Origin of the sequence: Pseudomonas sp. PB101, assembly GCF_009764265.1 — a bacterium.
Classification (GTDB): domain Bacteria; phylum Pseudomonadota; class Gammaproteobacteria; order Pseudomonadales; family Pseudomonadaceae; genus Aquipseudomonas.
In genome coordinates this window covers 91,550-104,630 of the sequence record NZ_RWIR01000053.1, presented here as the reverse complement: position 1 = coordinate 104,630, position 13,081 = coordinate 91,550, and the positions used below count along the sequence as shown (strand labels likewise).

Below are 13,081 nucleotides of genomic sequence, written 5' to 3'. Positions count from 1 at the left end.
GCCGATTCTGTTGAAAAAGTAGCTCCCCTGTCTGGCCTGCGGCAAAATTGCTTCATTGGCCGGCGGGGGATCACACAGCATGATGGGACAGTTATCGAGTGGGCAGGAGCGACTGTTTTACTCGTTCAACCTTGAAGATCACATCCCAGCCAATCACCTTCTGCGCAGCATTGATCGGTGTCTCGATCTGAGCGATTTGCGCCATCACCTCGCCGACTTCTACAGCCCGATTGGGCGCCCGTCGATTGATCCTGAATTGATGATCCGCATGTTGATCGTGGGCTATTGCTACGGCATACGCTCAGAGCGGCGGTTGTGCGAAGAGGCCCATTTGAACTTGGCGTATCGCTGGTTCTGCCGATTGAGCCTTGAAGATGAAGTCCCCAATCACTCGACCTTTTCCAAAAACCGACACGGCCGTTTTCGGGACAGCGATCTGTTTCGCTGGCTGTTCAATGAAGTGCTGCGTCGTTGCATGGACGCCGGTCTGGTCAAGGGCGAAGGCTTTGCCGTGGACGCCAGCATCATCAAAGCGGATGCGAGTCGGCAGCGCGGTGTACCGGGTGATGAACCGGTCAACTGGAGCGATCCGGCCCTGAGCACCCGCGCCGTGCGTGAGTATCTTGAGGCACTCGATGAAGAGGCTCTGGCCGAAACGCTACCGAAGCGTCTATCGCTGACTGATCCTCAAGCCCGCTGGACCGCAGCTCCAGGTGGCCCAGCGTTCTACGCTTACTCCACGAATTATCTGATCGATACCGAGCACGGCGTGATCATGGATGTGGAACCCACACCGGCTCATCGAACCGCAGAAGTCGAGAGCACCAAGACGATGATCGATCGCGTTGAGGCGCAGTTCGACATCAAGCCGGAACGCCTCATTGGCGACACCGCTTACGGTACCGCGCCGATGCTGGCCTGGATGGTGGAGGAAAAGGACATCGAGCCACATGTGCCGGTGTGGGACAAAACCGAACGCAAGAACGACAGTTTTTCGAGCAACGATTTCCGCTGGAATGAAGAGACTGAGGAATACTGCTGCCCGGCTGGCAATGCATTACGTAGCGAATGGCGAGCCTTCAAGAACGAGCGTTCGCACGTCACCAAAGCCAACACCATCATCTTCCGATCCAGACAGACTGACTGCGCGACGTGTCCGATGAAAGCCAAGTGCTGCCCGAACACGTCGTTTCGCAAGATCGCTCGCAGCGTTCATGAAGCCGCTCGTGATGTCGCTCGACGCATCGCGGCGACGCCGGAGTACGTGCGCTCTCGCCACGAACGTAAGAAGGTCGAAATGTTGTTCGCCCACCTCAAGCGCATCCTGAAATTGGATCGCTTGCGACTACGTGGCATGAGCGGCGCGACCGATGAGTTCACACTGGCGGCTGCGGTACAGAACCTGCGTCGACTGGCCAAACTTACATCCCAAGGGCCGCCAGCCCCGGGATAGGTGCGCCTGCACTAAGCCAAAAACCTCAAATTAACCCAATAACAAAGCAACAATGGTCAACGAAGGGCCGAGAAACCACTCAATGTGGTGAGTAGGTTCTCTGGCCGTGCCTGAGTTCAGGTGATCTGAAAATTCGACTTTTTCAACAGAATCGGCCAAAAGCAGACGTTCAAATCGCCAAGCGAGTCGGCTAAGACAGGCCCGAGGCTTGCATCTGATTTAGCGCTACTAGTAGGGACTAACGGAACCTCTACGGGTAACAATACGGACGATCAGCGCGAATGGCAGCCAATTTGCGATGGCCGCCAATGGCCGCAAAGATCACATACGTTCGACGCCGGTCTTGCCAGATGCGACCAGGCGCTCCAGCAAATGTGCTGGCTCGAACCACATGGCTCCATAGGCACCCAGTACCTCTCGGTAATGACCGATACGCTCCAGCACATGTGCAAGTCCCAACCCTTCGGCGTAGTGCATTGGGCCACCGCGCCAGGCCGGGAAGCCGTAGCCATTAATCCAGACCAGATCAATGTCGCTGCTGCGCTGGGCGATGCCTTCATCAAGAAGCTGGATACCTTCGTTAACCAGCATCAACACACAACGGTCATGGATTTCCTGATCGCTGATAGTGCGACGCTGGATGCCCAGTTCGCCTGCGATGCGCTCGGCCAAAGCGATCACTTCAGGGTCATCCCTGCGCTCGCGGCCTTCGTAGATGTAATAGCCGCGGTGGGTCTTCTGACCAAAACGGCCCAGTGCGTAAAGCGCATCGGCGAGTTTGCAGTAGTCAGGGTCGTGGGCAATGACCTCGCGGCGCGACTCGCGCACCAGGAAGCTGACATCGATACCCGCCAGATCGTGCATGGCAAAGACGCCCATCGCCATGCCAAGACGGGTGAGCACATTGTCAACCTGCGCAGGCGTGGCACCCTCCAGAAGCAGACGGTGCGCCTCGCGTGAGTAAGGTTCGAGCATGCGGTTGCCGATGAAGCCGAAGCACACTCCGGAAACCACCGGGATCTTGCCAATGCGCTTGGCCACTTTCAGCGTCGTGGCCAGGACATCGGCGGCCGTGGCTGCGCCGCGCACTACTTCAAGCAGGCGCATGACATTGGCCGGACTGAAGAAATGCAGACCGACGACGTCCTGTGGACGGCGCGTAACAGCGGCAATTGCGTCGACATCCAGGGTCGAGGTATTGCTGGCGAGAATCGCGCCGACCTTGCACACCTCGTCCAGGGTACGAAACACCTGCTGCTTGGTTGCCAGGTCCTCGAACACAGCCTCGATGACCAGATCAGCGTCGGCGATATTGGCATAATCCAGAGTGCCGTGGATCAGCGCCAGTCGCTGCTCCATCTGCTCGGAGTTGAGCTTGCCGCGCTCGACACTTGTTTCGTAGTTCTTGCGGATCAGCGCCAGACCGCGCTCCAGGGCATCGGCCCTGAGTTCCAATAGTGTCACCGCCATGCCCGCGTTGGCGAAGTTCATGGCAATCCCGCCGCCCATGGTGCCAGCACCAATGACCGCGACCCGGTTGACCGGACGGATCGACGTGCCGGTGTCCAACCCCGGCAATTTGCCGACTTCACGCTCGGCGAAGAACACATGGCGCAGGGCCTCGGACTCGGTGGAAGCCTCGGCCTCTTTGAACAGCTCGCCCTCGCGGGCCAGGCCCTCGGCCAGCGGCAGATTGCAGGCTGCTTCAATCGCCGCCACCACCCGTTGCGGCGCGCTCTGGCCTTTCCAGCGCGACTGATTCGCCGCGCGATAGTCGGCGAAATAACCCGGCAGCAAGGCTGTACCCGGGGTTGGGTGCGGCCAGTTCGGGCGGCACGGGCGGCCCGGCGCCTGTCTGTGAATCAGTGCCAATGCCAGTGTCTTGGCCGTTTCGAGCAAACTATCCGCGGTCGGTGCCACCCAATCCAGCAGCCCCAGCAGCAGTGCTCGATGGGTGCCGATCGGCTCGCCGGACAAAATATATTTCAGCGCTGCCGCAGCGCCAATCAGACGCGGCAAACGTTGCGTACCACCAGCACCGGGAAGCAAGCCAAGCTTGATTTCCGGCAGGCCCATACGCGCGCCGGCTTCAGCCACCCGGTAGCCGCAGGCCATGGCGAGCTCAAGCCCCCCGCCCAATGCCAGCCCACCGATAGCGGCGATTAACGGTTTGTCTAACTCGGTCAGACGGGTCAGCAAACTTGGCAGGTCCGGCTTTGCGAAGGACGCCGGGCTACCAAACTCGGAAATGTCAGCGCCGGCGCTAAACACAGAACCTTCGCCGTGGAGAATAATCGCTTTCACGCTGGCGTCCGCGGCGGCGCGTTCACAGGCCTCCAGCAATTGTTCGCGCAACGCCTGGCCGAGAGCGTTAACGGGAGCACTGGCAAGGCCGATCAAGGCCAGCGGTCCTTCGCAGCGATAATTGATTAAGCTATTCATAGGTGATCTCTCTGGCGGATGAAGCAAACAAGCTGTCTTCACCCAGTTGGTTCTTCCTGAAACTGATCATGTTCAGAACTGTGCGGCATCCAGCAAATAGAGGCTGTCACTGCCGGCCTTGACCGAGGCGCTGAGCGAGTGGATACGGGGTAGCACGCGAGCGAAATAGAAGCGTGCCGTACCCATCTTGCTGGCGTAGAAATCATCCTCGGCCTGTTTGCCCATGGCCGCCTTGGCCATGCGCGCCCACATATAGGCGTACGCGGTGTAGCCGAACACGTGCAGATACTCGACCGAAGCGGCGCCGATTTCATTCGGGGTGTTTTGCGCCCGATCCAGCAACCAGGCAGTCAGCTCATCGAGGGTATCGACAGCTGCGTTCAGCGGCTGAGTAAACTCGCCGAGATCGGCACAGGCATTGGCGGTGAAGTGACGGATTTCCGAAGCGAACAAGCGGTAAAGCGCCCCGCCGCTGCCGACGATCTTGCGTCCGGCCAGGTCCAGCGACTGGATGCCGTTGGTGCCTTCGTAGATCTGGGTGATGCGCACGTCGCGCACCAGTTGTTCCTGGCCCCATTCGCGGATGTAGCCGTGGCCGCCAAAGATCATCTGACCGTGCAACGTGGTTTCCAGGCCCATGTCGGTGAGAAACGCCTTGGCCACCGGTGTCAACAACGCGACCAGTTCCTGTGCGCGTGCGCGGGCGGTTTCGTCTTCGCTGTACTTGGCCGTGTCGAGTTGCAGGGCCACGTAGCTGGAGAACGCACGGCCGCCTTCATTCAAGGCCTTCATGGTCAGCAACATACGGCGCACGTCCGGGTGCACGATGATCGGATCAGCGGCTTTTTCACTCTCCTGCGGACCCGTCGGGGCACGGCTCTGAATACGCTCGCGGGCATACTCGACGGCGTTCTGATAGGAGCGCTCGCCTTGTGCCAGACCCTGAATACCGACGCCCAGACGCTCGTAGTTCATCATGGTGAACATCGCCGCCAGCCCCTTGTTCGGCGCGTCGACGATCCAGCCGGTGGCGCCGTCAAAGTTCATCACGCAAGTGGCCGAGGCCTTGATGCCCATCTTGTGCTCGATGGAGCCGCAGGACAGCGCGTTACGATCGCCCAGCGAGCCGTCACCATTGACCAGCACCTTCGGCACCAAAAACAGCGAAATGCCTTTTGCCCCGGCGGGAGCACCCGGCAGTTTGGCCAGTACCAGGTGGATGATATTTTCGCTCAGATCGTGTTCGCCACCGCTGATGAAAATCTTGCTGCCGCGGATTGTGTAGCTGCCATCAGCCTGGGGCTCGGCCTTGGTGCGGATCAACCCCAGATCGGTGCCGGCGTGGGCCTCGGTCAGGCACATCGAACCGGTCCATGTGCCGGCGTACATGTTTGGCAGATAGCGTTCCTTGAGTTCTTGGCTGGCGTGGGCCTTGAGTGCCAGGCAGGCACCCGCCGTCAGCATTGGGTACAGACCGAACGACAGATTGGCCGAGTTGACCATTTCCTCAATCTGGGCGGAGATCGCCTTGGGCATGCCCATGCCGCCAAACTCAGGATCGCCACCGACACCGCCCCAGCCACCTTCGGCAAAGGCACGATAGGCTGCCGGGAAACCGTCCGGCGTGGACACTTCACCGTCGTTCCAGGTGCAGCCTTGCTCGTCGCCACTGCGCAACAGCGGAGCGATGATATCTGTGCAGATGTTGCCGGCCTCTTCAAGGATCGCGGCTGCCGTCTCTTCGTCGATCACCTCGGCCAACCCGGGCAATTGAGCCCAAAGTCTGGACACCTCGAAAACTTCATTGAGAACGAAGCGCATGTCGCGCAGGGGGGCTTTGTAAACAGACATGATTGGCTTACTCGGACATTGTGAGGGCATGTGGCACGCCCGGTTTGTTGGAATTGTCGCTATCACTGCTTTGTCTCCCCGATTCAGCCGACGCAATACGACGGTTCAGCGAGGGCCCACGCAACAGGAAGTAGGACAGGGCCGGAATCAGGATCAGCGCGCCGAGCATGTTCCACAGGAACATGAAGGTCAGCAGGATGCCCATGTCGGCCTGAAACTTGATCGGTGACCAGGCCCAGCTCACCACACCGGCAGCCAGCGTGATGCCGACCAGGCCGACCACCCGACCGGTGAAGGCCACGGCGTTGCGGTAGGCTTCGGACAGCGGCATACCGCTGCGTTGGTAATGCAACTGCACGCTGAGCAGGTACAGCGCGTAATCCACACCGATACCCACACCCAGGGCAATAACCGGCAAGGTGGCGACTTTCACGCCGATGCCCATGGCGACCATCAAGGCCTCGCAGAGGATCGAGGTCAGTACCAGCGGCAAAAGCGCCACCAGCGTGGCGCGCCAGCTGCGGAAGGTGATCAGGCAGAACAGCGTCACCGCCAGGTACACGTACAGCAGCATGGTGTGATTGGCTTCACGCACCACGATATTGGTTGCCGCCTCGATACCCGCAGTTCCGGCGGCCAGCAGGAACTGGCGATCCGGGGTGCTGTTTTCCCTGGCGAACTTGTCGGCGATGGCGACCACCGCATCCAGGGTTTCGGCCTTGTGGTCCTTGAGGTAGGCAATGACCGGCATGACCGAACAGTTGTTGTTGAACAGCTCCGGCGCATTGACCGAGGCCTGTTGCGCGCCGTAGTTCAACACGTCCTGATTGCGCTGGATGTTATTGAGCTTGGGGTTGCCCTCGAAAGATCCGGCAGTGATCTGGCGCACCGCATTGACCAGCGATGAGGTCGCTTGCACTCCCGGATATTGCTGCAGTTCCCAGGCCAGGCGGTCGGCCAGGACCAGCGTCTGATAATTCAGGCAGCCCTCTGGCGGAGTCTTGATCATCACTGCGAACAGGTCGCTGGACAGCGCGTAATGGCCAGTGATGTAGGCGTTATCGCGGTTGTAGCGCGAGTCGGCACGCAGCTCCGGAGCACCACTGTCGAGGTCGCCGATCTTCAGATGCGTACTGACGGCGAAACCGGCAATACCCAACACCAAGGCACCTAGTACAGTGCCGATAGCCCAGTTGCGAGTGGTGAAGCGGTCGAGCAAGTCCCACAATTTTCCGAAGCCACGATGCGCTGCAGCGCGGCTGTCGATCTTCAAGGCGCGCTCGGCGGCCTTCTTGCCAACGCCGACGTACGACAGCGCGACCGGCATCAGCAATAGAGAGGTGAAGATCAGGACCGCGACACCAATACTGGCGGTAATGGCCAGGTCCTGGATCACCGGGATGTCGATCAGCATCAGCACCGCAAAACCCACGGCATCGGCCAACAGCGCAGTGACCCCGGCGATGAACAGGCGGCGGAAGGTGTAGCGCGCGGCGATCAGTTTATGGGTGCCGCGGGCGATGTCCTGCATGATGCCGTTCATTTTCTGCGCGGCGTGGGACACGCCGATGGCGAAGATCAAAAACGGCACCAGCACCGAGTACGGGTCTATCGCATAACCCAGCCAGGCGACGATGCCCAGCTGCCAGACCACTGCGATCAGCGAGCAGCCAACTACCAGCAGGGTGCTGCGCACGCAGCGGGTGTAGGCGTAGATGATCACCAGCGAGGTGACCACGGCCAGGCCGAAAAACATCATTACCTGGATCAGTCCGTCAATCAGGTCGCCGACCAACTTGGCGAAGCCGATCACGTGGACCTTGTATTTGCCGGAGCCCTCCTTGTCATGCATTTGCCTTTCAAGTTTCTTGGCGAATGTGTGGTAGTCGACGCTGTGTCCGGTTGCCGAAGCAGTGTCGAGCAACGGCACGATCAACATGGTGGACTTGAAGTCGCTGGCTACCAGATTACCGACAATGCCGGAGCGGTTGATGTTCTCGCGCAGTTGTTCGATATCTGCAGGCGTACCCTGATAGGTGTCGGGCATCACCGGTCCACCCTGGAAACCTTCCTCGGTGACTTCGGTCCAGCGTACCGACGGGCTCCACAGCGACTTCATCCATGCGCGGTCGACGCCTTCGGTGAGGAACAGCTCGTCGTTAACCTGTTTGAGCACGTTCAGGTAATCGGGGTCGAAGACGTCTCCTTCGGTGTTTTCAACCACCACCCGCACCGAGCTGCCCAAGCCGCGCAAAGACTTGCGGTTCTCCAGGAAATTTTTAATGTACGGCTGGCTCTGCGGAATCATCTTCTCGAAGCTGGGACGCAGCTCGAGACGGGTCGCCATCATGTAACCCAGTACCAGGGTGATCACTGCCATGAGCAACATGAACAGGGGGCGGTGATTGAAGACCCACCTTTCCAGCCGGTTTCCGGAACTTCGATCGAAGTCTTGCAAGTTGCAAATCACCGGCATCGTGTCTTGTTGGATATTGCCCATGTCTGGGTACCTCGAATTGATACAGTTCTTATTCTTGTGAAAGCACGCGCGCACCACGGTTGCCGACCAACACCAATGTACCGTCGGCTGCCTGAACGGCGCCGGCAACCGGTGACGGGTTTTGCTGAGCCATCAATTTCAAGCCTTGCCCGCCATCCTGGCTGACCAACCGTTGCCCGGCCTGGGTAAACAGCTCGTAATGGCCGTCGGTGTCCAGGGTGGCGGCGGTGATGTTCACTTGCAGCCCCGTATTGAGTGGGGTCCAGTTGGCGCCGCCATCGGTGCTGCGAAACACATGCCCGCGCAGCCCGTAGACCAGGACTTCGCCAGGCTTGCCGACCACACCGAAAAAGCTGCCTTGATAAGGTGTTGGCAGAGCCAGGAAACGCTGCTGCGTGTCATCGAATTTGAGCAGTAAGCCCTGTTCGCCGGCGATGAACAGCGCATCGCCGGCAGCGGCGATGGCATTGAGGTGCAGACCCTGCGGGTTATCGATACGGTCCTGGAACGGGGTCCAGTGCTTGCCACCGTCTTCAGTGCGCAGGATCAGATTGAATACACCCACCACGTAACCGAGTTGGTCATTGGCGAACCAGACGTCGAGCAGCGGCTTGTCGGCGCCCTCTTTCGTCAACCGCTGGCCGTCTTCGACGAGCTGCGGCCATTGTTCATTGCCAGGTTCTGCCTGGGCCAGCGCGCTGTAGTGCTTGACCAGCAAGTCGCCGATCTGGCGGCCATCGAGTTGTTTGCTCCAGGTTGCGCCGGCATCGCTGCTGTGCAGCACGACACCATCGCTACCCACGGACCAACCTTGTTGTGGCGTAGGAAACGAGACGGCATTGAGGTCAGCACTGACCGGCACACTGGCCTGAAGCCAGTTCTTGCCGGAGTCGTCGGAGTAGAGAATGTGACCACGCTGCCCAACAGCGACCAGCCGATCACCCGCGCGGGCCGTGGCCAGCAAAGGGCTGCGCACGGCCAGGGTACTGAGCCTGGCTGGCTGGTCCAGCACGTCAATGAAGTTGGTGGCCTGGGCGATTCCCTGTGACAGAACCAGTGAGGCGCCCAGTGCCAGCAACAGGCACTTTTTGTAAGAACCCATACTGCATCCTCTTGAGAAAACTGCGCTGGGGCGCGCAAGGCGCACCCGGCGCTGGAGTCAGGCGCCCAGTTAGGGTGTGAATCATCTGGGCGCTTTATCGCGGGATGCTTAGCGGATGCCTGCACCGGCCAGGGACTCAGCTGACCACTGCGCCTTGGAGAGCGGCTCGATGTACTTGATGCCGCCGTAGGGACCTACCACACCATTGATGTTGTAGGACCCGCCGACCAGGTCGTAGATCATGAACGGCGTAGAGTCCGGCACCTGTTTGTCATAGCTCTGGCTGAGGAAAGCGAAGGAACCACGGTAGAGCTGACCATGTGCGTCGTACTGGTCGGAAGCCAAAGCTGTCCAGCTGTCTTCATCCAAGTAGAAGCGACGCTTCTGGTAGATGTGACGAGCACCTGGCTTGAGATTGCCTTCAACGACCCACACACGGTGTTTCTCCCAACGCACGAAGTCGGGTGACAGGTGGTTAGGGGTGGTCAGCGACTTGGGGTCTGCAACGTAGGTCAGCTTGTAGGTGTTGTAAGGCAGGATCATTTCCTGCTTGCCCACCAGCGTCCAGTCGTAGCGGTCCAGCGCGCCGTTGAACACAAACCCGTCATCGAAGGTCCCGGCACCGGAGGTACCTGGGTTAGGCGTGTCATAGGCCAGGCTGGGAGCCAACTTGACTCGCCGCTGGCCCGGCAGGTACTGCCAGGCGCGGCGTGGTTGTTGCAACGGGTCGGCGGCGTCCTTGATCATCAGCGCCTCGCCGGCACGACGTGCGGGACCTGTGTAGGCCACCTTGATCTGGTAGTACACGTCGGCACTGCTGATCGGCTGCGACATGTTCTCGTAGATTGGGTAGTTGATGAACGTCTGTCCGGTAGTGGCCAGGCTTGGCACCCCCGCCGAGTCAACGTTCCAGGAATCATACTTGGTGGTGATGTTGACGCCCTGGTAACGCAGCAGGAAGTTCCACATCGCTTCGGCACCATTGTGCGGGACCGGGAACGGCACACCAGGCAGAACGTTATCGATGGCCAGGCCGCCTTGCAGGGACTTGGCGCCGCTGGCGTTTTTCACGCTGTTGTCCAGCACATTCTGAGGCAACGCAACGGTGCGGTGAGTCGGGTAGACATCAACACGAAACGTGGGAAAACGCTTGGCCAGCTCAGCCGTGGTGGCAGTGAGCATGCCCTTGTATTTGTCGACGTTCTTGCCATCGATCACCAGCAGCGGCTTCTCGCTGGCAAAGGGGTCCGGACGCATGGTGTCGCCCGATTTGAAGCTGGCCGGCGCGGTGGTCAGGCCACCGGCGTAGGCCGGAATCGATCCATCGGCGTTGGCGGCTTTTTCAGCGCCGACCATCGTCAGGCTGGTGCCGAGCTTGGCAGCTTCCTCGGCGGTCACGGCCGCCTGCGCATGTGCGCCCAACGTCATGGCCAGGGAAGCGGCCAGTAAAGTTTTGACGAATTTCATGTTGTTCTCCTGCTTAGTATCTAAGCAATGGGTGTATCAGAAGGTGGTTTTCAGCGTCAGGTACACAGCGCCACGGTCTTCTGTGGTTGCGCCGCCTCCCGAGAAGGCCGAATAGCCACCGGCGTAGCAGGCATAGTTTTCGTTGCCACTGAAGGCGTTCGGGGTCGATCCATCGCCACCTCCGGCGTTGGCTGCACCGGTGCTGTTGCCGCTGACGTTGCACTTGTCAGTCTTGCCAAAGGAATCCACATACTTGAGGTCGACAAAGTATTTGTTGTAAACGATTGCGCCGATGCCAGCGGCGTAGGTGCCAGTGTCCTTGGCGCCACCGCCGACCACAGGGGAAACACCATCGAGGCCAACGTTCACGGACATCGGCGTGTTCAAGTCCACGCCCGGGAACACCTGGTACCAGGTCGGTGTGAAGTTGACGGCGATACCCCAGTTGTCGCGGGTCGGCGCATCGATACCGCGGTAAGTGCTCTTGCCTTTGTAGAGTGCCGAGTTCTTGTCATCGAGCTTGAGCAGGTTGCTGTAATACAGTTCGGCGAGCAGCACGGCCTGGTCGTACACCGGCGTCTTGGGCAGGGTCATCAAACCGTTGAGCGTCCAGTGCAGCGTTTCGCCAGTGGCGCTCATGCTGTCGCCGTTGTGCGGGACGTCGTAGATGACGCCAGTGGCCGCGGTACGTGCTGGCAACAGGCCAAGACCTTGCCCGAAGCCCAGCGGGCTGGTGGAACTGACGATGGCCGGGATACTGGCCAGCGGCATGTTTTCGCGAATGTTCAGGTCGCTGCCAACACTGATGCCGCCGAAATCCTTGGACAGGCTCAAACCGTAGATATCGATATCGTCGGAGTACGCCAGTTGATAAGTGGCGGTGCTCAACGAGTTCAGCGTGTTGACAACAGCCGGCACCTGGCCCGCTGGACGCGTGCCATTGGGGTTGGCCGAGGTGACCCCGCGAGTGTCGAGCCAGGCCTGCGGCAGGATGTCCGAGGTCTTGCGGTAGTAGACGCCGAGGGTGCCGTCCAGCCACTCCGGTGACCACTTGGCCATTACGCCCCAGTCGCCTTGATTGCCAGGGTTCAGGTCATGACCACGAACCACGTTGGTCAATGCGTTGCAGGGGGCGACGCCGCAACCGAGCGGGCTGCCCGGCGTGATGGAGTTGGTGTTGCCCAGCAGGAACGACTGCGCGCCGAAGCCCACCAGGTCGGAACCGCCATAGTAGGTGCCCGCTTCCGGCAGACGCGCAGCATCCCATTTCAGGAAATACTGGGCCCCCACGGTCAACTCGGGATTGACAGTGAACGACATCGACAGCTGGTTACGCGGAACGAACAGCTCCTTGGCTTCAGTACCCGGCGATGCGGCGAGCTTGGCGAGATCGAGGCCGGACTGGCCGTAGCTGACCGAATGCACCGGGTTGAGAATGGTCTCACCCCAGAACACGTTGTGCTGGCCGGCCTTGACACTCAGCATCGACTCCTCGCCCACTTCGGTGCTGTAGAACACGAAGGCATCGAGGATTTCCCCGGACGGACCGGTGTAGTAACGCTGGGCGTAGTTGCTCAGGTGCGGACTGCCATTGCCGACGTTGTCGTTGGTGACACCGGCCAGGCGCGGGTCGTTGGCGACCAGGCCAGAGCGTGCATCATTGCCGTTGACGAACGGGTTGGAGTTGGAACCGGTGTTCTCATAGGCTTTGTCGTACCAACTGGCGGCGCTGACACGAAAGCCCATGTTCTGTTTATAAACAACATCCATCTCGGTCAACAGGTCGACACGGTTGGTGATGTTGGTCCCGGACTTGCGGAAGTTGTAATCACCATCATTGTTGTTCGGCGAGCCGAGCATGCGCTTGTCGGCGCTTTCCGTGCGTACGCCGTAGTTGTACTTGACGGTGTTGTCCAGGCGCACAGACCAATCCGGGCTACCGGTATCGAACTCGAACGCGTGGCCGGCGACCGGCATGATTGCAACGACAACAGCAATGGCCAGCGGACTGCGACGCAAGGTGAAGGGCTGACTGTGTTTCATATGGCTAGCTCCACTTTTTATTATTGTTAGGGATGCTTGGATCAACGAAATCCCGCCCACGGCCTGACAAACAGGAGCTGACGGGTCGACACCAGAGATCGCTGTCGTTGAACCTGTCACCTGTTACCGGCAAGCAGCAGAAAGGACGTAGTAACCTGACACCCGAACAGTTAGTTGAACTGCTCGGTTATGGCGGGCGGCCCCAACACCAGCTTCGTGGATA

General features: G+C 59.7%; 7 protein-coding genes. 1 reads left to right on the top strand and 6 read right to left on the bottom strand.

The genetic code is table 11. The features are described 5' to 3' along the window. The first annotated feature begins 79 nt into the window (after positions 1 to 79). The gene (locus EI969_RS16610) at positions 80 to 1,453 is read left to right on the top strand and encodes an IS1182 family transposase (RefSeq protein WP_059182761.1); all 1,374 of its coding nucleotides are present in this window, start codon (positions 80 to 82) and stop codon (positions 1,451 to 1,453) included. A 321-nt stretch (positions 1,454 to 1,774) separates the two neighbouring features. Here the strand turns inward: EI969_RS16610 and EI969_RS16605 are convergent, their stop codons facing one another. The 6 genes from EI969_RS16605 to EI969_RS16580 form a co-directional block, all read right to left on the bottom strand. Continuing rightward, positions 1,775 to 3,895: a 3-hydroxyacyl-CoA dehydrogenase NAD-binding domain-containing protein gene (locus EI969_RS16605; protein ID WP_160388737.1), complete on the bottom strand. Its 2,121-nt coding sequence runs from the start codon at positions 3,893 to 3,895 to the stop codon at positions 1,775 to 1,777. 72 nt (positions 3,896 to 3,967) lie between these two features. Continuing rightward, positions 3,968 to 5,746 (bottom strand): acyl-CoA dehydrogenase C-terminal domain-containing protein, encoded by a 1,779-nt coding sequence (locus EI969_RS16600; RefSeq protein ID WP_160388736.1) that lies wholly within the window; start codon positions 5,744 to 5,746, stop codon positions 3,968 to 3,970. Positions 5,747 to 5,753: 7 nt separating this feature from the next. After that, a complete protein-coding gene (locus EI969_RS16595) occupies positions 5,754 to 8,246 on the bottom strand; it encodes an RND family transporter (RefSeq protein ID WP_160388735.1) in 2,493 nt (830 codons plus the stop codon). A gap of 28 nt (positions 8,247 to 8,274) precedes the next feature. Then, positions 8,275 to 9,348 (bottom strand): YCF48-related protein, encoded by a 1,074-nt coding sequence (locus EI969_RS16590; protein WP_160388734.1) that lies wholly within the window; start codon positions 9,346 to 9,348, stop codon positions 8,275 to 8,277. A gap of 108 nt (positions 9,349 to 9,456) precedes the next feature. Continuing rightward, positions 9,457 to 10,815, bottom strand: coding sequence for a DUF1329 domain-containing protein (locus EI969_RS16585; protein ID WP_160388733.1), 1,359 nt, complete (start codon positions 10,813 to 10,815; stop codon positions 9,457 to 9,459). 36 nt (positions 10,816 to 10,851) lie between these two features. After that, positions 10,852 to 12,858 carry a DUF1302 domain-containing protein gene (locus EI969_RS16580; protein WP_160388732.1) on the bottom strand — a complete coding sequence of 669 codons (2,007 nt, stop codon included), beginning with the start codon at positions 12,856 to 12,858 and terminating at the stop codon, positions 10,852 to 10,854. Positions 12,859 to 13,081: the final 223 nt, after the last annotated feature.